Genomic DNA, 24,709 nt, shown 5'->3' with positions numbered 1-24,709 from the left:
GTGAGAAGTGTTTTTCTTGGAATGTGTTGATCTAGCGCCATTCTGTTAAATGAAGGTACGGATACCTTATCACTTATGCTCCTTCATTTTATTGCATGCACCAGTACCTATTGTCAACTAACTGCTGTGAGTCACTATTTTCCAATTGACTATTAACTTTTTCCTCTAACTTATTACAAATGTCACCTTGCATTCTATGATCAAGATCTTCAAATTGCATTGATGTGTCTGATACGTTATCTTGAAGCAGTTGTATATTCGGCGTATTTTCATTAGATATTGCACTTGTATTTTCTAATCTTCTTTTCTTAGACTTACCTAAATGTATAGTTGTCTTCTGTTGTTTTCTATGTGATTGCACTTTTAAGTCTGAAGAACAAGGGCCTGAGGACATAATTGATTGCGCTTTAATATTTTGGTCATGAATAGCAATACAATAACGCAAAAGATCTTTGTATTCTAGATTCATAGTAGCCCCTTGCTCTAAAAGGTATTCAATAATATCTAAGTGACCAGCGATAACAGCGTATTGTAGAGGACTAACACCATTTCTATCCTGTAGATTTACATTAGCTCCTTTTTCTACAAAGTATTTAACAATATTTAGGTGACCAGCAATAACAGCATAGTGCAGAACCCCCCTACCACGCTTATCTTGTAGATTTATGCAAGCTCCTTGCTCTAAAAGGCTAGGAATAATATTTAAGAGACTACTGAATTTTAGATTCATATTAGCCCATTTATCTGTAAGGTATTCAATAATATCTGAGCTAGCAGTGACAACATAGTGTAAAAAGCTTATACTGTTTCTACAATATAGATTTACACTATCTTCATATAAAGTATTACCAACAGCAAAATCAACTACTTTGGATTGTGGAAGAAATGATTTTTTCTCTATTTCCTTTTCTAAACATTTTTTTCTTTCACTTTCAGTAGACATTTTTTGTGTAGTACCAAGATGATTTAACCCTATTCTTCTCTCCTGTAACTCTTGCATGTTTTTAAGTTCTTGTGATGCCCCTTTTTTTCCAAGATAGGCATACCCAACAGATAATTGTATAAGATTTTTATAAAAACCTATATGATTGCTTTCATACAACTCACCTGAGCTAATCAAGTTGTTGAACTCCGTTAACACTTCATCTAATAGATTTCTTTTATCTTTCATACTTATCATTTTTTCAATAAAAGGACTTCTAAGTATGAAAGGACTTTGCTTTTGGTATTTTAGAATATCAAATAAACATTCTTGTAAAATCGATGAATTCAATTTATGTAAGTTGATATGTGGCGATGTTGTTGTAAGATAGAAGTATTTTTCATCTTGAATGCTATAAAGTTTTCCTAAGATCCGGGTGTATTTGAGGTATGAAAAATACAATAAGTCATGGTTTTTAAAAAAATCTTGATAGAAATTATCTTTTCCCGTAGAATTAAATTCTACTTTAAAATGTTCAACGTAGTACAATACTGTAAATGCACATAGATACTCTTCCTTCATTACAAATACTCTAGCCAAATCAATTGATAGAGTTGCCAATCTACTTGATAAGTTATCACTGACAGAAAGTAGAGAAGCACAACTTCGTAAATAATCTAATGCACAATCATACTTCTCCTCTATGGTGTAAGTAATAACTATAAAATGATCTAGAAGCATTTGCTCAAAATAACCCCTGTAGCTGCTTTTTCTGAGTTCAAAAAGCTCTTTTAACCCTGAACAATCTTCTAATGCAACTAACGCAAGGGCACGTAAATATCTAATTTTTAAAGAATTTTCCGTTGAAGATTCAATAATCGGCAATATTCTTGTTGAAAGCCTGACAACTTCCTTATACTCGCCCTCTAAATGTAAACGTGTGATAGATCTAATCACAAAAGGCTCTTCTTCTTTAAAAGTGTTATAGTTTCCAAGGTAATCGACTAAGGCTATAAGATGCAAAGTATCAGTTTTTTCCAACAAATTGCTAAATTCATCTTCAAATATTTCCACAGCAGTTAGCAGTATATCCTCCTTTTGATCTTCAGCGATTTGCGAACGTATGGCTTCTTTTATCGATTCATGTATAACATACATTTTTTTTCTGCCTATCATTTCTATATCAAGCAGAGAATAATTTTCCATCAATTTGAAAGTAGACTCTAGTTCAACCAAAACTAAAAACATATCAGGGTCAATGTAGCTATTACCCAAATGAGCCATAACTTTCAAACACCTAAAAGGTACTCCACCATTTTTCTTTTCCATTACCTCCATGGAAATGCCTGTTGTTACTAATAAAACCCTATCATATTTGTCCTGCTTATTATTTTTTGGAATTACCTGATCAAGATCTTCATATTTTATTAAATATTCATGAATTCCAAATGCTTCTTTTGAATTACTTAACTTACTATTTCTAATATAAGCTGCTGCTAGCTTTATAGCTAATGGAAAACCTTCAAGCCTTTTTACAAATACTTTTATTTGTTCGTCTTGTGATTTATCTACTATTCCTAAAATTCTTTTAGTAAGTTGTACAGCTTGATCTTCTTCAAAAGCATCCAAAGCGACTTCTACTACGCCTTTACAAGGCTGATCAGGAAAAGTGAATAAAAAATCAAAACCTACTCGATCCTCTACCTCTAGAACCTCTTCTATGTCTTCTCTTTTAGCATTATGACAAATAATTAGACATTTTTTACTTCCTATTAGTGATTTTTTTTCTTCCATATATATACCTAACTTCCTTTTGGTTAAAGAAGAAAAACGCCTCTCTATAGGTAACATGTTACTGTCTTCTATCTCATAGATATGGCTATAACTTTCTCTACTTTCCTCAGCACACTTTCTAGCCAGTTGAGTTTTGCCCATGCCATATTTACCAGTTATTACTACCACTGCTCCTTTTTCCTTTTGCAGTTCTTGACATATCCTTTTTACTTGCTCTTGCCTTCCTGTAAAGTCATCTACTGTGGGACACACATCTTTAAGCTTCTGTTTCTTCAATTTAGATTTAAATCTTTTTATAGAAAAGAAAGATTGATTAATTCCCTTTATACTAAGCTGAAATCCATCAGTTTTTTTTGTGTCATTATAATGTAATTCAAAGGATTTCTTATACTCTTGAAAAATTTCCTCAGTATGGCTTTTAAATATTTTTTCTAGCTTAGAATAATAAGCTAAATCTTGTAACTTTACTAGACTGTCTTTTACTAAAGACATATATTCAAGATTTTTTTCAGATTTTTTTAGCCGCTTTATGCTTGCTGCCGTATCTCGAGCACTAATGGGCTTTCTTTTTTCTGCTGTGATTAAAGATTCTTGACGACAGAGTAGGCTTGTTTTTCTTTTTCTATGAAGAAACTTAATTTCCTTAAATAAAGACTCTGCTTCTTTCTCAATGTGTGATCTAACCTGTTCGACAAGATTATTCCATTTTCCTCTACTTGGTATTTGAATCTCTTCATTAACAATAGAGAACACCTCTTCCACAGTGTTTACAAAGCTTTGTTGATCCAAAGTATATACGTAATCCTCAAATTCCGTACTTGTAGTTTTTACTTCATCATACACTTTTCTCAACTTCTCACATATAAAAAGACGACGATAACCATACTGACTAGATTTATCTCTTTTTTCATAATAGATAAGAGAGTCTTCTTTCCCCGTTACAATTCCAATATTTTCATACAGATCTATGATATTATAACTCCTCTTTCCATACTGTGCCACTTTACCATGTATTTTCTGTGAATATTTATCTAGAACAAGAGCTTCAACTATGCTTGCACCATCTACACTCCTATCATATTCTTTTTGAATATAATATTGAATTATCTTATCCACAATATCCTCTACTACACTTGAAACTTGATCAAAACCAATTTTCTCAAGTTGTGCTTCAAAGCTTTGAAAAATATCACACCCAGCATCTACTAACACTTTCCTAAAAATGAGCTTACAACTGTCAAACATTCCTATTAAATCTGATAGACAAGAAAAACTTCTGCTCCTATATGCTCTCTCACCACCTATTGTCCTTACACCTCTACATACTGAAAATCCAAAGATGCTTCGTACGAAATCTTTGTTAATTACTTCTTGTGGAAGCACTTCTTTTTTCCTTCTTATCATCTCTCCAAATGTAGAATATATAATAAGCTTCATTTCAAATGATTGTACAAAGCTCTGAACAAACTTTACTAAATCTGAATATTCTGTTTGGTAAAATTGACAGTGATTCCTATTTTTATAAAACAAGCGTATTTCATTATTATGACATTCTCTTTGTTTACCATAAGTTTCGGATGAATTTTCCTTACATACTGTTATTGCAGTTTCTAATAGCTGGGACATTGCTTTTATCTCATATGTACCACCCCAAGCTTTAGGACTCCTCATACATTCTAAATATGCTTCAAATTGAAATTTACGAACCTTTTTAGGGTTATTTATCTTCTCAAGCTCAATACAAATGTCATCTACTGCATTACTATTGAAGTGGCTAGGCTGGAGTTTACTAGACTCGATTCCATACTGCTGCTTAACTTCAATTTCAGAGCCAAAATCAGAAAGAAATTTTTCTTTAAAGCTACCATTTGTTATATAACCTTCATTTTTACTCTCAAAAAAGTCTATCATACTAATCTCGTCTTTCAATTCCTCTTGAAACGAACGCATTTTTTCAACAACTCTTTCACGAAATATTTTCTCTACTAACCACCTTAGCATATCATTTTGGCAAATATGTACATCACCTTGGATTAGCCTTTGGATTGTTTGTACATCATGGCCGTCTCCAAATAATTGGTAAAATCTCTTGCAGAATTTATTATTGTCAAATTTTACAGGAGTTAAATAAGCTAAAGCAACAGACCAAAATAGGCAACTACCATCTCCTGGGACATCAATTCTTTTATACGAAACAAGTGGTTGCAGTATCTTAGCAATACCCTTCCTGTTATTACTTCTAGCGATGTCTATGGAAGTCTTACCCTCCATGTTTAAAATATTAGCGTTAGCTCTTTTTCTCAATAGAAACCTGATAATTTCTAACTCGTCATTACAAACAGCAATATGTAACAGTGTATCACCACGTTGATTAACCTGACAATTAACATCCAACCTTGGATGTGCTCTAAAAAAAACTTTTAGCTTTTCAAGCTTTTCCATTTCTAAAAGACTACAGTCCTCTATAGTATTAATAAGTTCTTCATATATTTGCTCCAAGGACAGTTCTTTCAACATACTCTGAACTTGAGTTAGGTCAGAATAAGGTAATGGTTGCTGAACTTCCTTTCTGAGTATTGGCTCAAAATGAGAATATCCTCCATTTATTATATGCAAGATACTACCATCGTTATAATCAACTTTATCATATCCACCTATATTTCTTAAACCTGAATCATCTATTAATTGATGCAAAAAAGGCTCTTGTTGATTATCATTAGTATACCATGGATTGCTCTCTATAACATGTAGCTTGACATTATACTTTTTACAAATTAGCCTTCCCTCAATCTCAACCCTACCCCATATAGGAGCTTGTAATGTACTTCCATACTTTGAGCCAGTTAATGCTTGATGCAAGGGTAGATTTGTGCTCTTCATTTTTTCTATATCTTCAACAGTATATTCTATGCTATCCAAGTAAGCATTCCATAATTCATCATCATTAATACCAGGCTGCGGAAGTATTACTGTAGAATCTTCACGGTTTCTAGCATCCTGTATAACTTGCTTTCTTAATTGTTGATCATTTAAAGTTAGCTTCTTACAAACCTGACGTAAAGACTTAACAGTAAATTCCATGCCAGGCCTAAGCTGTCTAAGTCCCTGTGCAACTGCATCAAAGAAACAATCTCCTCCTCCAATTGCTTTTCCTATTGTAAAACCTTCTGGCAGCTTTAATATTTGCTGACTGCTAGATAGTAGTGTGTCTTCTTTTTGCATTCTTATTAACCTAGATTGATTATCTATTACTTGTTCCTTTGTATTTTCTTTACCTAACATAAAGCCCCCTATATTTTAATATTCATATTTTGATGATTTTGTCGTAAACCTCTTTTCTAAAGATTGGTTTCAACATTTGGTTCTTATACAGCTGTACCAAAACAATTTGCTGTAGAAACCTTAAGTTAATTCCAAGTAACTTTGATTGCTGAGTAACAGTGTGCTTTTCTTTTGATTTCTTACTAAACTAGATATATTCTTAAAAAAGCCAGGATTGCTTTCTGAATGATGTACATAATACAATGCATCTGACTCAACACCTCATGTATTTATTATGTTAAAGTCCACTATAGCTAAAGAAATCTAGCAGAACAAGAACCTTTTTGCATGTTTTAGTATTTTTTTTAAACTAAAGCCAGTGCTTGCAAAAATACTTCTATTTTTTTACTTTAATGTACTAACTGATCCTTTCTACTTTTAAATAAATTAATACCCACTTAATCTCACACATCACTAAAAACCTAAACGACACAGCCATTTCCAGAACCCAAAACTAGCTAGTGAGAGAAGAGTTTGTTTTGGGATGCGTTGGACTACTGCTTGATTCGTGCGAACTTTTTTATATAATAATTCTACTATACCGTAAAGATAGCTATATTAGCCTACTTCAGCTAAATTCACATGTGAACTGATTTCCTGATCTTGTTGCAAAGATTTCAAAATTCTATTTTTATAACCTTATTTTTACGTGGCTTGTTCTCACAAATATACGATCTTTTTTGTAATTTTAGAAAGAGTCAATAATTCAATTCTTTATAACACTAACTAGCATGGTATCTTCACTAAAATATTTTTAAAAAAGTTAGTTGACTTATAAATAATTCTCTACTAGCATCGGCATGTTTATATTACTTTCTTCTTCAGCTCGGACAAATGCATAAATTGCTTTGTGTCCTCCTGTTTTTTCTATGAAATTATACATTTCCTCGGTCTTGACTTTGTCGAAACAACTATCTTCTTTTAGTACTTTTCGTCTTGGAAAGAGATTTCTAATAGGAATTGATAACGCCTCTGCTAGGATTTTTAACTTTTCAGTTGGAATGCCACATGTTCCTTGCTCGTATCTTATTAATGTATGATAGTTTATGCTTGTTTTGTCTACTAAGTCTTTTAGAGTATATTTTCTCTTTAACCTCCAGCTCCTTACTTTTTGTGCTATCTGGTACCTTATCGAGATGTTTGTCATAAATATTATACAGGTTAATACTACCAAATAAAGATATACAAAAGGGATGCTTCTTTCTATGTTTGAATTTTAGTTGAATATTTCTTCACAATTGTGTATAATGATCAATGCTTTTTATCTTACTTTCTCATGGCTCTTTCGAAGTTCCTTGATGCTCGCAATGATATAGCTTTTCGCCGTATTTGTAGGGTCGAGAACTGGCGCGCCTTCTTTAGGGTTTAGTGGCTATTCCGTCGTTTTCACTGTGGGCCTCAATCCAAATTCCCATGTTAACGTTTCCAGCTCCCGCCTCGTCAAACGCAGCATGCGGTTTTCCCGCACTACGCTTTCCTAGCAAGTTCTTTACCAAAGTTTATCACATATTGTGTTGGTGATGCTTTCGGTCTGTAATACCTTATTCTGTAATCTGAATATAGATCCAGCGTTTTGTATATCCATTCGCTACTCCACTTCTTCCACCCAAACCCTTTCTTTGCTTTCCTGGCTCGCATTAAGTTGCGTCTTACCTTCTTTTCCACCCAATGTTTTACGTAATTGAACTTTCGACCAGAGTTCCCTATCCTAAAGTAGTTTACCCACCCTCTCAATATCGGATTGATGTCATTTATCACTCTTTTTATCGGTTGCGATTTATGGCGCCGAAATATTTCCTTCAACTTGCGTAGCAGGTTTGTTCGTGCTTTCATCTGCGGTGTTTTCCTGACATTCCACTTTCCTTGTCTTGTGATATTCTCTTGAAAATCAAACCCTAGGAAGCTAAATGTTTCTCCTTTCTTTAGGTCGATGACTTTTGTCTTTTCTTCATTTACGCTCACTTCTAGTTTTGCTAATTCTTCTTCCAACCTTCTGTATACTGCTCTTTCTAGCCATTCCCGTTTCGGGTATTCTCTGATCAGTATCACTAAATCTTCTGCCCATCTGGCATATTCCATACGTTGGTACTTTCCTTCTTTGGTCACACCTTTTGCTTTCTCCAACATTTTATCTACCTCATTTAGGTATATATTGCTTAGTAGTGGCGAAAGTGGTGATCCTTGTGCTATTCCTCGTTTTCCTCCTGTTTTGAGGATTAGCTTAACCATGTGCATGATTTCTTTGTCATTTATTCTTTTGGCAATCTTTTCCATCAGAATATGATGTCGCACATTGTCGAAGTAGGATTTCAGATCTACGTCAATTACTTTTGTATTGCCTTTGATTGCTGCTTCCGTTACTTTTTGTACTGCTTCATGCGCATTACGCTTAGGTCTATACCCGTATGATCCTTTTTGGAAGTCTGATTCGAATATCGGTTCAAGTATTAGCTTCAGTGCTGTTTGCACTATTCTATCCCGGATGCAGGGTATGTTCAACTTTCTGAATTTTCCTCCAGATTTTGGTATTTCCTTCTGCCGGTTCCTACTTGGGCTATAGGTCTTGGTTATTAGTCCGTGTCTTATTTGTTGAAGATACTTTTCTAAGCCTTCTGCCTCTATCGATTCGAATGTCATCCCATCTATTCCTGGTGCCCCATTACTCTTCTTTGTTAGCTTATATGCTTCTTCCAGTGTCTCCATCTTGCAGACGTGTGACCTTACCCAGAAAAAGTAGACAGAAAGTTAAGACGTTTTTGCTATGAGAATGATGAATCAAAAAGCTCAGGAATGCAATAGTTAATAGTAGAATGTCTACGCTGTTTATTATAAAAAATTTCTATATATTCAAATATTGCGGTTTTAGCTTGTTGTGCAGAGTGTTGTGAAGTATCAATGAGTAACTCTCTCTTAAGTGAACTAAAAAAGCTCTCTGAAACAGCATTATCATAACAACAACCTTTGTGACTCATACTAGAAGTAATATTTTTTGTACTTAGTAAAAATTGATAATTTTTAGAGGTGTATTGCGATCCTTGATCGCTATGAAATAGTAGATTTTTAGCAGATTTGCGCCTACCAATAGCCATGAATAACGCATCTATAACTAATTGCCTATTTACTGCATTACTCATTGACCAGCCAATCACCATGCGTGAATATAAATCTATTATTGCTGCCAAATATAACCATCCTTCATTAGTTTTTATGTACGTAATATCAGTTACCCATATCTTGTTAGGTTGATCAGCGATGAAATTCTGATTTAATATGTTAGGAGTTATAACTCTATTGTCTATTTGTGGTTTTTTACTTTTAAACTTTCGTCTAAGCTTAGCTTGAATGCCATTTTTCTGCATAACATTTTGCACTGTTTTGATGTTATAATTTTTACCTAAAGCCTTTAATTCAGCGTGAATTTTAGGAGCTCCGTATCTGCATTGTGATGCTCGATATACCTTCTGAATATCTTGTATGAGCTCTTCTCTTATTGATTTTTTGTTGTTTTTTTCCTTAGTAATCCATTTATAATAACCACAAGCAGATACGTTCAAAAATCTGCATAATTCCCGTATTTTATAGCAGTTTTCATGTTCTTTTATAAAAGAATATTTTACTCTTTTTGGTTTGCAAAATATCCCAGGGCTTTTTTTAAAATGTCTCTTTCCCTCGTTACTCTTGCCAGCTCTTTCTTTAAATAAAACTTTTCTTTGTCACAATGAGCTACTTTCCCTTTTCCTGGAAACGCATCTACTCCAGACATTCTATCATTGTATGTTTTTACCCATCTGCTTAATGAATCACCGCTAATACCCAAATCTCTTGCTATTTTTGCTGATGATTGACCTGTTTCTTTTACTAGTCTTATAGCTTCAATTTTGAATTCTGCTGTATATTCTTTTCTTTTTGTCATACCACACCTCTTTGAAAAAACGTTTTATTTTACTTCAAAAACGTCTTAACTTTCTGTCTACTTTTTCTGGGTAAGGTCAGGAGTTGATAGCAGATAAAAAAGCTATTGCTGACATTGTGCAGATGACTGAGGTAAAAGAGATAATTGATGCACTACAAAAAAGACTTAAGGATTTAGTAGCAAACAGTACTCCAGATCAATTAGCATATCTTGCTAAAGCATTGGAATCAATAGTCGATAAAAGTTCAGTTTCTGAAATTGTACAGATGACAGATGGTAAGCTAAAAGAACTTCTTGATAGTGCAAAAAAACACCTAAATGATATAAACAGCAATAAAACAACCTCAATATCAGCAATAACTGCAGTAAAAACAGATTCCGTTGATGAAATCAACAAGCTTAGGGATAATTCCTTAAATACTTTAAAAGCATCATCAGATTCACATATATCGCTACTTGATACGAGAAAGAATGCAAATATTGCAGCAATAAATAGCATTAGTAACAGTCATAAAGATGGTCTTAAAGGTTTAGTAGAAGATTTTCGTGCTATTAATAATGTACCACCTGGCTCATCAATTATAGGAGAAATAGAAATTCGAATTGAAAACATCTCTAATGAGGTAAAAACTCGGGATGAACAGTTAAAAGCGTCTCTTATAAATGAAATAAGAAAGCGCAACATGGTTGAATCAGGGTCATTACCTTTCTTATTTGGTGTACTTGGAAGAAAAAATAATTACTTTGGCCATGGAACTTTTATGACAGAGCTTGGAAAGTGGAGTAGTGATATAACAAAAACTGACTATATGTTACAACTACTAGCAGGTAGCCATACATACGATACAGATTACGTTAGTTTTTATCGACCAAGACAACTCAGTTTTATAGAGGGAAGTAAAGGAACATTTATTTACGGAGAGTTATACACAAACAGTTTTTCTGGTAGTTATGATCAAATATACTATTACCCGTATGCTGCACTTGGAGTAGTATTTGTAAAAAATACAACGAATGTGAACATAAATAAAACAATAGAATTTGTTGGATCATCGTACTCTAGTACGGAGTACGGGGGTGCAGGACTATTTGTGGGAACATCAGATAATACTAATTCTAATAAATCAAGTATTTCAAAAATAGTATGGAAAAATGTTTACCAATACACGAGTTCTGATAGCAAGTTAGCCGGATCTGGGAATGTAGAAATTCCAGCAGGAAAAACAGTTGCAATATTACTTTACACATCGTCTTATTTATATTCCAGAACAAAAGTTAGTGAAGGTGTGCTCTCAGGTGATGTGTACACCTATGGTCAATTTATTCAGTGGGGAATTTATAACATACGTAGCAATTTTCTCACCACAGGACTTGAGGTTGACGTAGAGAGAACGCTAAGAGCTTGGCAATGCCCAGGATTAGATGCCACTCATAAAATTTGGAATTAAAAACGGAGAAAACCAATGCCAATTTATATTAGATTTGAACATAACAAACAAGTAGAAACAACAACGCTTGAAAGTAAGCCAACTGGAAATGATTGGTATGAAGCGCCAAAGAATTTTGACTGGCAAAAAAGTTATTGTTTAACAGAAGGAGGCAAAATTGCTCAGCGGAATCAAGAAGATATTGAATTGGAGTTACTACAAAATGCGAAGTTTTCTGCACTTTCTAATCTTCATGCTTATTATGATAACTATACTCACCAATACGCAGGTCATTCTCACCAAAAAGCTAAATCTTATGAGATTCAAGCGAAAGCCGCAAAAAGCATTCTAGCAGACCAAGATGAAAAAGATGCAGAAATTATAGAGCCTTTAGCAAAAGTACGAGGAATTTCAGTAGTAGAGATGGCAGAAATGATTCAGGAAAAAGTGAAAAAAGCAGTAAAAGCAATAATTAAATGTGAAGAATTGATGGATATAGCTGAAAGAGAAATCGGTGAAGCTAAAAGTAAAGGAGAACTGCAAACTTTGCTAGATGATTGTAAACAAAAAATGCAAAACCTAGAAAATTAAATTCTTTTCAAAAATCAGCGTACAAGGAAAAAAATGACAGAACAATTTTTATCAACTATGTTTTTTAAAAATTTTTTATTGTGTAGTTTTGCAAATTATATGGGCAATAAAAACCCGTTTGTCATAGAAATAGGACTTTATGTCAAGCAGCTACTACGACAATTTCTGCTTAAGTCAATGAATATTGTGAATAAGTACTTTAAGTCTGTGTGAGCGTACATACTGTAATTGCTATTGAATGATGGAGAGACATACTCCATTATTTTAGCACGAAGTAACAAATTCAATGAATTAGTTCTTCAAGAATAATTTAAACTTTTACAGTAGGAGTAGTCTCATGAAACATTATAGCGGGTTAGATGTCTCACTCAAAGAAACTTTTATTAGTATCATTGATGAGAAAGGAAAAATTGTTAAAGAAGGGGTTGTTGCAAGTGAAAGCAGTGCAATAGCTGAGTTTCTGCTTGGTCAAAACAAAAAATACGAGTCCATAGGAATAGAAAGCGGGCAATTATCAATATCGATGTGCAAAGAGTTGAGGAATCTTGGATTACCAGTAACTTGTGTAGATGCAAGGCATATGGCAGCAGCACTATCTGCGAGAATCAATAAGAATGATAAAAATGATGCAAGAGGCATAGCACAAATGATGAGAGTTGGGCTATTTAAGGAGGTATTAGTAAAATCAGACGAAGCTTGTCAGGTTAAAATAATACTTGGAAGCAGAAGACAATTAATACGTTGCAGAGAGCAAATTGCGGGAACAATAAGGGGATTACTGAAAATATACGGGATAAAAGTTAATCAACGTCTTAGTTCTGCAAACTTTGCTTTAAAAGTGCAAGAAATGGTTAATAATCTAGATGAAATTAGCCAAACCTCAATTGAATCATTAGTACATAGTTTAGAAATAATAGAAGAATCAATAAGAAAACTTGATAAAATGCTCTCAGAACAAAGCAAAAAAGATGAGGATTGTAAATTATTAACTACTGTTCCAGGAGTTGGTATTATAGTAGCAATGACATATAAAGCTGCAATAGATGATCTGCATAGGTTTGAAACATCTTATACAGTTGGAGCCTATATGGGATTAAGTCCAAGACAGTACGCTTCTGGTGAGATTGATCGACACGGAAGTATATCAAAAATGGGACCAGTGGACTGTAGGAATATGTTATATGAAGCCGCGCAGGTCTTACTGGTAAAATGTAAAAGGACATTTAAATTAAGAAGCTGGGGATTGAAGCTTAAAAAGAAAAAGGGCATGAAAAAAGCAATTGTTGCAGTAGCAAGAAAATTAGCCGTGATTATGCATAAGATGCTAATCGATAGAAAAGAGTTTTGCTATCAATAAACACTAAAGAAGTATAAAACAATAATTTTACTGAAAGTAAAGATAGCAATGCCGATGGAAGGGATAAGCAAGAGGATAAGTTGAAGCATAGACTTCGTGGCGTACATGTTGCCGTCCACTTCCGCCTAACAAGTATAGTGCGGCTTGGCTACAATATGAATTAGCCATATTAGACCGCGGAGAGAACAATGGAAGCATGCTACTTTTAACTTATGTAAAATCATTAAGACTATAGAGGAAAAGAATGATACCTTAGTTTTTATAAGCTTAATGAATATGTGGATAAATACTTTAAGTTTGTGTGGACGTATTTATCCACATATTCATTGGCTACATAGTTTAAAAGAGATTAATTGGAAATTAGTGTTGATGTTTTTATTGCCAATAAAACCTCTTTTGATTGAATAAGATAATACAATAATAAATAAAAGGTTGTATTAGAGCTGAATTTTACATCAAAAAATATTTTTCATGATACAAAAAATTATTGTTGACTTTTATGCAATTAGAGAACTTATTCACAATATTCATTAACCCATTTCAGTTACTGCTGTGTAAATTTTAAATATGCAAATTAATTGCTTCTTTAAGCCTGGCATTGGCAATAACTATAATTTTACGCATTAGAGCTGTTATAGCTACCATCTTCTTCTTGCCACTTTCAACAAGCTTAGAATAAAAGGCACCAAGTGCAGATTTGGACTTTGCAGCAGCCATTGCAGCCGTAAAAAGCTTTCTACGGACATTACTTCTACCACCCGTTATTCTTCTGTAGCCAATAGTTTTTCCACTTTCTTTTGGATGCGGTGCAACTCCAGCGAGACTTGCAACTTCTTTTTTGTTTAAATGGCCAAGCTCTGGCATCAGACACACAAAGTCTTGAGATAATTTTATACCTATTCCTGGTACTGTTCTTATGATTTTTTGGCGCTTTTGTAACTCTGGATTTCCATCAATAATTTTTTGTATAGAATCGTTGAGTTCATTTATCTGATTGTTAAAAAAGTCAACAGCCTTTTGGCAACTTTCTTTTATATAGTCGTTTTCAGGTGCTGCTAATCTACATTTCTCTTGAACTCTCATTTGCGTAATGTCATCACGACGTTGGCAAAGTGCGACTAAGGTTGTTTGTTCCTTTGACATAGGCACAAATAGAGATAGAGTACTATAGCGTTCAAATCCATATTGGGCAAGGGTTCTTGCATCTGATTGATCAGACTTTGCTAAAGTTCCATGAGATAAGGTAAAACTTTTTACTTTGCGAGTATTAGCTCGATGTATAGCAACATTCTTACCAACAAGAAAATGTGCTAAGCCAAGCTCATATTTTCCTGTATTTTCCAAAGTTACAAAAGCATTAGGTAGAATATTTGAAAATTCTTGAAACAATTGTTGCCAACCAGCAGAATTATTATCAAACTTGATAGTGTTCTTTTGGTTGTGCACTGCAGCAACATTTTTAAATTTTCCGATATCAATGCCAATAAAATTTTGATAAGATGTAATCATAATAATCTCCGATAGTTTAATTAATTTAAGGTTGTAAACGGGTGCATACATATGTCCCATGCAACTATTCAAACGTATCGAGAGATAGGGCTAGTGTACCTTGATAAAAACGGTTGTAAAACACCAACACGGAGACGGTAGCACATGCCCATAATAGCCCTATTCCTATAGTGAGTAGGGTTATCTTTCTCTCTTATTTATTTATATCATATGTTTAACTTACAACCCCAACTATGGGTTAGAAAGAAGTGAAAAAAGGCTGGAAAGTGGGTAAACTCCAAGTAATTCTTTCAATTTAGGAGATTACCTATGAAGAAAGATATTACAGAGCCCAACTTTCGAATGTGTGCCAAACCTTGATTCATCAAAGAAAAATAGCTCTTTTTCTGGATACTTGCCAATAACTTCATTGAGATTTTTTTTTGAATTCCTCTTGTTTACTTTTATCTTGTACGTTGTGTACTGGTCTTGGTGTAATATATGAAAATTTCATCTTTTGTATATGGCGGTGTACTGTAGATTTGCTGATATTTAATCCGAACTTTTCCTGGATTCTTATTCTCATTTCTTTAATGGTAATATTAGGATTTTCTTCTATCCATGCTTCAACTTGCTGTAGTTGAGCCTGATTTAATTTAGTTCTTTTACGGCGTTGTGGAGGAGCAAACAGTTTTTCTTCTCTGCCAAATTTTAAGAATTTTATCCACGAAGTTAGTGCGCTTCTTGAAATGCAATATATTTTTGCTACAGCCGTTATACTATGCTTTTTTGCCGCAATTACAGCATTTAGTTTTTTTGAAACATATGCATTGTTCCTTACTTTCTTCAGCATTTCTTTTGCTCACTTTTTCATCCAATAATTTTGATCTTAATGCCATTTAAACCTCGCTACTTCACTTACTTTAGTATGGCTTTTTTTCCATTATTGTCTATCCGTTCTTTGTATAGTGGGAATGGGAATTGGTATTACTTAATAAATTTACTGATATCGGTATGCCTCTTTTCGAATTTGCCTTGTAAATTCCTTCCATCTCTACATCTTATTGACAGCTATGCAACAAAGCCATTCAGGATCTGCATTATTGTTTAACAGAATTTCGACAATTTCTCTGTAACCTTTTTGAGCTGCAAGGTGTAATGGTACACAATCCTGATTTTCAAGTTAGCATTTTCTCCATTATCTAGCAGCATTTTAGCTATCTGATTCACAATACAAGAGTTCTATTTAGAGCTATTTTCAAAAATCTTTGTGCTTTGTATATGTAGCTTATATTTGTTTGGAATGCTTGACTCCTGATTTATAAAATGCTATCATTAATGATACTACAATGTGTAAAGTGAGGAGGTTATGAATCTTAGACTAATTCAGGAAGAAACAAAAGAAATTCCATTTTGCACAACTCCTTATTCATTGCATTATGAAATTCGAAGGCCACTAATGGAAATGTTTGGGCTAGGGTCTAAAAAAGGCTGTTGTTCTAATCCGTACACTGGGAAGTGCATGATAACTGATAATAAATTAGCCCCTATTGTGCAGCTTACACAAGGAGTGGATGCGGATATAGTAATAGATAACACAACTAAAACAGTATATGCAAAAGAGATTAAAAATAAACAACAAAAAATAGATTTAATATATGATAAGGATCGTATTGACGCAAAAGAAGTGCATGATATTCAGCTTCTTAAGGCTGGTAAAAGAGTAACAATACCATCTAAATATAAAAGTTTTGAAGATTATAGGAGAGAGCTACAGAAAAAATCTTCTTATATAGTTATAAGGGCTGAAGTAACACAACATTTAGATCATTCAGGAAAGCTGCTGAATGATCCTATAGAAAGCGTTGTTCATTATACTACTTTTCCTAAGTTAAAAGGAAATACCTTAGACTACAAGTATTTTGCTAGAAGTCGAGAGTTAATAGGTAGCAGAAAATCTGAGCTACAAGATAAGTTTAAAAACGTAGTAAAACTGAATGCCTTAATGGCTGCCAAACATAAAGAAGGATTAAGCATTGTGGTACCTAATGCTTTTTTGAGTGGTTTGAGTAATGATGAGCAAAAAGAAGCAAAAATAGCTTTTGTCAATGCAGCAATAGAAGCTGCTAAGGAAATAGAGCAAGATAGTGGAAAATACTCAGGATTTTGTGGGATATTTGTCAATACTGGAAATACTCAAGATTTAAATAAGCTGATAAGCGACAGTGGCATCAAAAGCATTGCTATTAATTATGGTGATCTTAGCGCGCCAAGTAGGGTATCAAAAGAAGGAAAGTTTGCAGAATCTATAATGGGTGAGGGAGTTGGATACGTTGGTAATGGTGCATTATCCGCACGAGGTAATATTGCAGTGGAGGAAAATCTTACTAGAAGAACGTTAGGAGAAACTGTGTTAATGTTTAGTGGAGCATTTAATGAAAAGGTGCTAGATAAAAATTGTTACAAGGGAGAAAATGTGAAATCTGACAGAGTACAAAATAAGACACAAAACATTCAACGTCACAGGTCAACTGTGTATTTCACTTTATCAGCATCTCTTTCAGCTTTGATTATAGCATTAGCATTTGTGACACAAACATATATATTTTTAGCAGCACTTATTGTACCTGCAGTAATTGGACTATGTGGGTGGTCATTATATGAGAAAGAAAAAGGAGATAAACCTAGCTCTAATATTCAAAATAATGTAAAAGCAGAGAGAGCCCTTGATAGTTATAGGGATACACAAACGAACTAGAGCACTTTGCTTATGTACTTATTTAATTTCAGTGTTTGCTATTTGTTTTTTATCCCATTGCTAATACCAATACTCATTGTTGGTAGGTCAAATAGGAGAGATTGCAGATGTAATAGTTTAGACTTAATCTGACAGGGTAATAAAGTAAGATAAAAATATAAACAAATTTTAAAGGAGTGTCAGATATGAGTACAACACAAGAAAAAATACTAAAATCAAAGTTGGGGTTGTTAGAGCCCGTCTTGAAACTGAGTAGAAAGAAGTTAAGAAGTATGGTATAAGATATATTTTAAGATGTACCAAGCGACATAAGTGACAAAGAATGGAAGATAATAGAGCCATATTTTGAACCTTAAAAGACCGGCAGAGCAAGAAAACATAGTATTAGAACAATTGTTAACGCAATCCGCTATATGATGAGAACAGGATGTCAATGAAGACAACTGCCTAAAGATTTTCCACCATGGAAAACCGTGTATAGTTGTGATTCGCGCTTAAAAAAAAGTGGAATATGGCAAGAAATTCATGATTTTCTAGTTAAAAAAGTAAGAGAGATAATCGGTAAGAATGAAACTCCATCAGTGGGAATAATAGACAGCCAGTCAGTAAAAACGACTCAAAAAGGGGATCGAGAGGGATACGATGCTGGAAAGAAAATAAAGGGCAGAAAACGCCATATCATTGTAGATACTGTGGGTCTTGTAATTGCTGCTGAAGTACACAGTGCAAGTATTCAAGATCGCGATAGTGCTCTAGATCTTTTTGCTCAGGCTAAATGCAAAGCCCCAACCTTACGAAAGTTTTTTGCCGATCAAGGGTACACAGGTAAATTACAAAATCGATGTTTATTGGAAACTGGATGTTTGCTAACAATTGCCAAGAAATTGGTTGATACAGGATTTCAGATTATTCCTAAACGTTGGATTGTAGAACGGACATTTGCCTGGCTTTCCAATTTTAGACGTATGAACAAGGATTATGAGCATTCTCCCCTCACTTCAAAAACTAATATCTTCTTTAATATGATCACTATTATACTTCACAAATTAGCTCATTTTTTGGTTTGAAGACATGCTCTAAGTGATTATTTTTAGCAGCAAGAGATATAGGTGTTTGTCCGTATTGATTTTTTGCATAAATATCAGCTCTTTCTTCACCCACAAGATAGGTTACTACACTCAAATTACCAACTTTAGCAGCTAAGTGTAAAGGAGTATTGCCATCACTACCTTTAGTGTTAATGCTGGCTCCTCTTTCTATAAGCTCCTTAACTCTATCAAGGTTACCTTTTTTACAGCATCAAATAATTCGCTGTTTGGGTTCTCAATAGAAACCTCTGTTATAGTTGTTGAAGTTTCTGTAGTAAGCTCAGATATTTGCATAAACCCCCCAATGATATTAACCTTTCTTTACACTATAAAGCTGTTACTAAATTATATAAATTTGAGTATCTATAGCATAAGACCTGCTGCGAATCAAGCGATAAAAAAAGGGAAGGAGGGTGACTAAAATCAAGGTTAACTAAAAGGAGTGCTTAAGATTCACAATACCAGCAATAATATTGAACCTCAGGTTATATTTTTTCTGAAAATTGCGGTAAACATGGGACATAATCTTAAATATCTTTACCTCACGGATCTTATTTTCTACTCTCATTCTAAATGATGCTAATCGTCTATTATGCTCTTTCTGCTCTGAAGTTAATGGCTTTTTACGGTACTTTTTATATGACATTACTTTGCAATTTTTGCCAACCTTGATATCCAGAATCGGCATATTTTATGCTATCGAGTGGTAGATATTTTCCTTGTTTCCTTATGCGAAAATCACTAATTCTACCACGATATGACTTTGACACTGATAAAATTCTTCCATCTTCTTCGATAACAATCTCAGTTTTCATAGTGTTGGTTCTTTTTTTTCCTGAATATGACTTCTTCCGTTTTTTACTATCTTCTGGCCTCTGTATTTGCTGTTCTGTAACATCAGCCAGAATCTTTAGTATTTTTTCTGATGTCATACTTCTATCTTTTGTTATAGTAACTTTCTTGGCAAGTAATGGCTCTATTTTCTTCAGTAACCTACATACATTTGCGTTGTGCATATTGAACAGGCACCCTAAAAATCTATGTGTTATGTAAGTGCGATAGTACAAAATTACGCAAAATAACTTATCTTCCAGAGTTGGTAGTTGTGATCTTCTACCATGGCACTTTTTCTGTTTTTCAAGTTTTTTCCACTCAGACCTCACTTTTTCCACCACCTTTTCAAACTCCTCTATAGTTAAACCTGTTATATTACGAAAGTTTCTTGGGTGCTTCTTCATTTTATAGTAACTAAAGCTCATTTTTTACCTTACTCGATCTGCTTATTCTTCTTCTACCTCTCTCGCATCACTTTTTCAATTACCTTTTGCAGCAGGTCTTTTGCTATTCTCAAATGGATTACTGTTAATTTAATATTAAGTATTATTAAGAACCTAAACAATATGACCATTTCCAGTGTTCAAAACTAATGGTGGTGAGAAGTGTTTTTCTTGGAATCAATTGGTCTACCATGTGATCTGTACGAACTTTTTTATATGGTAATTTTATTACACGCTAAAATCAGCTATTTGTTTAATACAATTTTTAGAAAACCCATATTCTAGAGTTTTAAAGTGAACGCTCTTCCTGTTTTTGCACTTTAATATTTTTTACATTCAATTCTGTTGATGGTTTATCCTCTTTTGATGTCTGCAACTTGTTCAGAAACCTACCATTAAATAAAATATTTTCTATTGGCAACTCTATTTTCGTTTTTCCGTTTAGTACTTTACTTACAACTTGATTTACTATTGGTCTCATCGCAAAGTTGAGAGGTTTTTTCACACTCTCAATATCTATGTCTGTAATTAAATTTATACTTTCTACTGATATTTCAATCGGAAACTTATCAAATTCTCTTGTATTCATATCGTATTGAGGTTTTACGTACTGCTTTACAAGACGATTGTTCAAAACTGTACTTTTTATATTTATGCTATCCGAATTGACCAAAATTATTATATCGTTATCATCTTCAAGATAATTAGAAGGTGAGAGAGGATTATATACACGAAGCTGCTCAAAACTTATTTCAGTAGAGATAGTATCACTTTTTAGATTTAAAGAGAAAGAGTCTTCTTCTTTTACAAAATTTGTTAACTTAAGTTCCGCAAAATCAGCACTACCTGATGGTATTTTTTCTACTGCTACCTCTGGTAAAGCTATTGCTATAAAATTTTTTATGTTCTCGTAATTATTTACTGTTTTCAGGTCCTTACTACTGTAATACCGATTACTTTCATAACTCCCAACATACTGTTTACCATCTTGATAGCTTTTCTCAGTATGCTGGTAATCTACTTTCCCCGGCTTTTGTCTTCGCTTTGATCAATTTTGATATTACCTAATGTTGTATCTGGTTTTGTCACAGCTGCTTTTTCTTTTGCCGTATCAAGTATTTCTTTCCATAACGGACGATCTTTCATTATAGATGAAAGAGCTCCAAGCAGCGCACGAAAATCTTGTTTATCAGCACCTGCTTTGCTGGCAGCTTTCTCTTTAAATTTATCACAATCTGACTTTGTAATCTCAATTTTTTCATCTCCTTCAATATTGAGTTGCAAATAATTATCCTCACCCATCTTTTCTTTAATTATATCAAGAATGAGAGGATTATCTCTATATACCTCCGCAAATTTTCTTTGCTCTTCTGGAACTTGATATCCAGTAACAGCAAAACTACGATATTTTTCATCTCCTAACTCTTTAGTATCTAACAAAAATTTCTCAAGTCGAGTGTCTTTCCAAAACTTTAAAGTATCAAGAATATTTTTAGAATGGTGAACTACCTCTCTACCACCCTCTTTGCTTATTTTTTCGACATCTTTGACAAGGTGACGAAGTCCGATAGCCATAATCGATACCACTGCTTCTATTAAATAGAAAGGAGAAAACACAATAATATGAATAATCTCTTTAGCTAGATCATCCCCATACAAACTCTCAAGCTTTCCTACTCTATCTAAAATATTTTCTGTATCGTTTTTATTTATGTCATTGTTATATGCTTTCTTTAACCTTTCTAATGCACTTTCATTAACCTTTGTTAATGCCTCTTTTATCACATTTTCATTAAGATCTGCTATTTTTTTATTTTTTATAGAATCTTCAATATATTTTTTAAATTCCTCCTTATTTGTATGCCTTTTTAATCCCTCATCATTGATTGTAAAGTTCTGAGCGTATATGTGATCAACTTGTTCTGATAATGCTCGAAAAACCTCTTCTTTTTCATTTGGAGATGATCTTGCAATACTCTTTAGTATATCGAGAATAGCTTTCTGCAGCTTAATATCCTGTGAAGTATAAGTATATTCTGGTGCATCTTTAAACTCTTCATTATTATCATTTGTAGGCATAGTTTTCTCCATATTGTAAGCATACGATATTATAAATCACTTTTATTAAAAATTTAATAACTTAAAGTTAATAAATATTAATTTTATGGATTATTCAAGCAGTAAATAATTTTGACCTTACCCAGAAAAAGTGGAGAGAAAGTTAGGGATATTTTTACAAAAATGATTATACTAGAAAAGAATCTAGTTCTACTTTTTAATATAAATCTACAATGAATTTTTCCGTCATCTATAAACAAATTATATTAACTTGGTATTATATATTATTGATAACTTAAATAATATAACTATTTTCAGCACTAACAACCAACTAGTGAGAGAAGAGTTTGTTTTGGGATGCGTTGGTCTACTATGTGATCTGTACAAACTTTTTAATATAATAATTTTAATATACGCTGAAATCAGCTATATTAGCCTACTTTCACCACATTTATATATGAGCTAGTTTGCCTAACTTCGTTGCAAAGGTTGCAAGCTTCTATTTTTACAATCCTATTTTTACGCAACTTGTTCTCAAAAATATACGACCTTTTTTGAAGGAGTAAATAATTCAATTTGTTGTGATGCTAAGGAACTCATGTTTTCTACATAAAAGAACCAATTTTACTATTATTTAATTGCTAATATTACATACTAGGTGAACATGTAAGGAGTATAGATCGATACTAAAGTAAATTATGCAGGAATAGCTAGACGTGTCATAGCACATATTATTGACTGCTCTGTTGTTATGGGAGCTTCGTTAGTTTATTGTTTGCTTGTAATAATATGTAATAGTTTAACAATACTAGAGTAGAGTTGAATTGAACAGAAAGATGATTCTTTGCTCTATCTATTAAATTACTAATGTCTCCTAATAGACTAGTAGTTATATCCATGTTCATAACCTTACTTTTGGTAAGTATAACAGATGGTTTATTTTTATCCTAAAAAAACATTATTACTTCCACTTATTACCTTGAAACCACAAGATACTGAATCCCCAACTCTTCCTACACTAAGACCATTTGCAAATACTGTTTTTGATCCTTCAGTTAATACTCTACCTTCTGTAAAATTATCTCTTTTTCGGCAAACTGGCTTACCATCTACAAAAACATTGTTACTCCCACTAATGCAAAAATGCGGTGTTGTTTCTATACAATAATCCCCTAACCGCACAACTGATTTATTCATTTAATTAAGGTTTATTCTATCTGCTTTCAGTTTTATTTCGCTCTTCGTCATCTCTATGCTCGATTCCCCAGCTTTCAGTGTTATTTTGTCTAATACTTCAATCTCTAAATGATGTTTTTCCTTATCATATAACAATCAACTATGTTTTTTAAAAAGTTTTTTATTGTGTAATTTTGCAACTTGATCCAATCATGTAGGTAATAAAAATCCATTCGTCATAGGAATAGAATTTTATGTCAAACAGCTATTGCCTGCTTAAGCCAATGAATATGTGAATAAGCACTTTAAGTTTGTGTGGACGCACAATATTCATTTCAATTACTGCTATGTAAATTTTAAACATTCAAATTAATTGCCTCTTTAAGCCTTGCATTAGCAATTACTATAATTTTACGCATTAGAGCTGTTATAGCTACCATCTTCTTCTTACCACTTTCAACAAGCTTAGAATAAAAGGTGCCAAGTGCAGATTTGGACCTTGCAGCAGACATGGCAGATGTAAAGAGCTTTGAACGAACATTACTTCTACCTCCTATAATCCTTCGGTAACCAACAGTTTTACCACTTTCCCTAGGATGAGGTGCTACTCCGGCAAGACTTGCTACTTCTTTTCTACTTAAGTAGCCAAGCTCTGGCATTAAACACAAAAAATCTTGTGATAACTTTTTGCCTATTCCAGGAACTGTTTTAAGGATTTTTTGACGTTGTTGTAGCTCATGGCTTTCATCAATAATTTTTTGTATAGTGTCATTGAGTTCGTTTATTTGATTATTGAAAAATTCAATGGTCTTCTGGCAACTTTCCTTTATATGGTCATTTTCAGGAGCTTCCAGTCTACACTTTTCCTGAGCTCTCATTTGCGTAATGTCATCACGACGTTGACAAAGTGCAACCAGGGTTGATTGTTCTTTTGATTGTAGGTACAAATAGAGAGAGAGTTCTATGGCGTTCAAATCCATATTGAGCAAGAGCCCTCGCATCTGATTTATCAGACTTTGCTACAGTTCCGTGAGACAAGATAAAGCTTTTTACTTTACGAGTATTAGCTCGATGTACTGCAATATTCTTGTCAATAAGAAAATGTGACAAACCAAGCTCATATTTTCCTGTGTTTTCCAAAGTTACTAAAGAATTAGGTAGAATATCTGAAAACTTTTGAAATAATTGTTGCCAAACATCAGAATCATTGTCAAATTTGACAGCGTTCTTCTGTTTGTGAATTGCAACGACATTTTTAAATTTTCCGATATCAATGCCAATAAAATTTTGATAAGATGTAACCATAACAAACCTCGATAGTTTTAGTTAATTTAAGATTGTAAACGGGCGTATATATATTTCCCAAACAACTATTCAAACGTATCGAGAGATAGGGCTAGTGTACCTTGATACAAACGGTTGTAATACCAATTGGTTTTCGGTCGCACACGCCCGTGATAACTCTATTCCTATAGTGAGTAGAGTTATCTTCCCTCTTACTTCATTTATATCATGTTTTTAACTTACAATTGGTTATAT

General features: G+C 33.4%; 16 protein-coding genes and 5 pseudogenes. 5 read left to right on the top strand and 16 right to left on the bottom strand.

The annotated features are described in order from the left end of the window. Positions 1-88 precede the first annotated feature (88 nt). From ABWU33_RS04995 to ABWU33_RS04975, 5 genes are all read right to left on the bottom strand, one after another. Positions 89-5,998: an ankyrin repeat domain-containing protein gene (locus ABWU33_RS04995; protein ID WP_353280453.1), complete on the bottom strand. Its 5,910-nt coding sequence runs from the start codon at positions 5,996-5,998 to the stop codon at positions 89-91. Between the two features lie 811 nt (positions 5,999-6,809). After that, the gene (locus ABWU33_RS04990) at positions 6,810-7,184 is read right to left on the bottom strand and encodes a helix-turn-helix domain-containing protein (RefSeq protein ID WP_353280452.1); all 375 of its coding nucleotides are present in this window, start codon (positions 7,182-7,184) and stop codon (positions 6,810-6,812) included. A gap of 320 nt (positions 7,185-7,504) precedes the next feature. Continuing rightward, positions 7,505-8,740 carry a group II intron reverse transcriptase/maturase gene (gene ltrA / locus ABWU33_RS04985; protein ID WP_353280450.1) on the bottom strand — a complete coding sequence of 412 codons (1,236 nt, stop codon included), beginning with the start codon at positions 8,738-8,740 and terminating at the stop codon, positions 7,505-7,507. Positions 8,741-8,796: 56 nt separating this feature from the next. Next, positions 8,797-9,675 (bottom strand): IS3 family transposase, encoded by an 879-nt coding sequence (locus ABWU33_RS04980; RefSeq protein WP_353273672.1) that lies wholly within the window; start codon positions 9,673-9,675, stop codon positions 8,797-8,799. Beyond that, positions 9,651-9,950 carry a transposase gene (locus ABWU33_RS04975; protein WP_353280344.1) on the bottom strand — a complete coding sequence of 100 codons (300 nt, stop codon included), beginning with the start codon at positions 9,948-9,950 and terminating at the stop codon, positions 9,651-9,653. Before ABWU33_RS04975 ends, ABWU33_RS04980 begins: the two co-directional genes overlap by 25 nt. Positions 9,951-10,033: 83 nt before the next feature. Here ABWU33_RS04975 and ABWU33_RS04970 point away from each other — a divergent pair, with 83 nt between their 5' ends. From ABWU33_RS04970 to ABWU33_RS04960, 3 genes are all read left to right on the top strand, one after another. Then, positions 10,034-11,398 (top strand): hypothetical protein, encoded by a 1,365-nt coding sequence (locus ABWU33_RS04970; RefSeq protein ID WP_353280449.1) that lies wholly within the window; start codon positions 10,034-10,036, stop codon positions 11,396-11,398. Between the two features lie 15 nt (positions 11,399-11,413). Further along, positions 11,414-11,968 carry a hypothetical protein gene (locus ABWU33_RS04965; protein ID WP_353280447.1) on the top strand — a complete coding sequence of 185 codons (555 nt, stop codon included), beginning with the start codon at positions 11,414-11,416 and terminating at the stop codon, positions 11,966-11,968. Between the two features lie 337 nt (positions 11,969-12,305). Next, entirely contained in the window at positions 12,306-13,325 is a 1,020-nt protein-coding gene (locus tag ABWU33_RS04960; protein ID WP_214303242.1) for an IS110 family transposase, read from the top strand. Positions 13,326-13,886: 561 nt separating this feature from the next. On the opposite strand, the gene ABWU33_RS04955 is transcribed toward ABWU33_RS04960, so the two are convergent. The 3 genes and pseudogenes from ABWU33_RS04955 to ABWU33_RS04945 form a co-directional block, all read right to left on the bottom strand. Further along, on the bottom strand, positions 13,887-14,834 hold the full coding sequence (locus ABWU33_RS04955; protein ID WP_214303303.1) for an IS110 family transposase: 948 nt from the start codon (positions 14,832-14,834) through the stop codon (positions 13,887-13,889). A gap of 330 nt (positions 14,835-15,164) precedes the next feature. Then, positions 15,165-15,712 (bottom strand): annotated as a pseudogene (locus tag ABWU33_RS04950) (IS630 family transposase); the annotation flags it as partial. Between the two features lie 155 nt (positions 15,713-15,867). Next, positions 15,868-15,945, bottom strand: a pseudogene (locus tag ABWU33_RS04945) (hypothetical protein); the annotation flags it as partial. Positions 15,946-16,182: 237 nt separating this feature from the next. Between ABWU33_RS04945 and ABWU33_RS04940 the strand changes: the two are divergent. Continuing rightward, positions 16,183-17,571: a hypothetical protein gene (locus ABWU33_RS04940; RefSeq protein WP_353280444.1), complete on the top strand. Its 1,389-nt coding sequence runs from the start codon at positions 16,183-16,185 to the stop codon at positions 17,569-17,571. A 473-nt stretch (positions 17,572-18,044) separates the two neighbouring features. Continuing rightward, complete coding sequence (locus ABWU33_RS04935) at positions 18,045-18,638, top strand: IS5 family transposase (protein WP_230609172.1); 594 nt, start codon at positions 18,045-18,047, stop codon at positions 18,636-18,638. Here the strand turns inward: ABWU33_RS04935 and ABWU33_RS04930 are convergent. The 8 genes and pseudogenes from ABWU33_RS04930 to ABWU33_RS04895 all read right to left on the bottom strand — a co-directional run bounded on the left by ABWU33_RS04930 (position 18,604) and on the right by ABWU33_RS04895 (position 24,475). Further along, on the bottom strand, positions 18,604-18,813 hold the full coding sequence (locus ABWU33_RS04930) for an ankyrin repeat domain-containing protein (RefSeq protein WP_264690065.1): 210 nt from the start codon (positions 18,811-18,813) through the stop codon (positions 18,604-18,606). The genes ABWU33_RS04935 and ABWU33_RS04930 overlap by 35 nt on opposite strands. A 14-nt stretch (positions 18,814-18,827) precedes the next feature. Next, positions 18,828-18,953 carry a hypothetical protein gene (locus ABWU33_RS04925; RefSeq protein ID WP_255702879.1) on the bottom strand — a complete coding sequence of 42 codons (126 nt, stop codon included), beginning with the start codon at positions 18,951-18,953 and terminating at the stop codon, positions 18,828-18,830. A 139-nt stretch (positions 18,954-19,092) separates the two neighbouring features. Then, a pseudogene (locus tag ABWU33_RS04920) lies at positions 19,093-19,918 on the bottom strand (transposase family protein). Between the two features lie 307 nt (positions 19,919-20,225). After that, entirely contained in the window at positions 20,226-20,570 is a 345-nt protein-coding gene (locus ABWU33_RS04915) for a hypothetical protein (protein WP_353280443.1), read from the bottom strand. A 383-nt stretch (positions 20,571-20,953) separates the two neighbouring features. Beyond that, complete coding sequence (locus tag ABWU33_RS04910) at positions 20,954-22,015, bottom strand: hypothetical protein (RefSeq protein WP_353280441.1); 1,062 nt, start codon at positions 22,013-22,015, stop codon at positions 20,954-20,956. 921 nt (positions 22,016-22,936) lie between these two features. Next, the gene (locus ABWU33_RS04905) at positions 22,937-23,191 is read right to left on the bottom strand and encodes a PAAR domain-containing protein (RefSeq protein WP_353280439.1); all 255 of its coding nucleotides are present in this window, start codon (positions 23,189-23,191) and stop codon (positions 22,937-22,939) included. Continuing rightward, positions 23,192-23,326: pseudogene (locus ABWU33_RS04900) on the bottom strand (phage baseplate assembly protein V); the annotation flags it as partial. 200 nt (positions 23,327-23,526) lie between these two features. Then, a pseudogene (locus ABWU33_RS04895) lies at positions 23,527-24,475 on the bottom strand (IS110 family transposase). Between the last annotated feature and the right edge of the window lie 234 nt (positions 24,476-24,709).

Source organism: Wolbachia endosymbiont (group B) of Cyclophora punctaria, from assembly GCF_964028235.1.
GTDB lineage: Bacteria > Pseudomonadota > Alphaproteobacteria > Rickettsiales > Anaplasmataceae > Wolbachia.
This window is presented reverse-complemented; position numbering and strand designations above follow the sequence as displayed.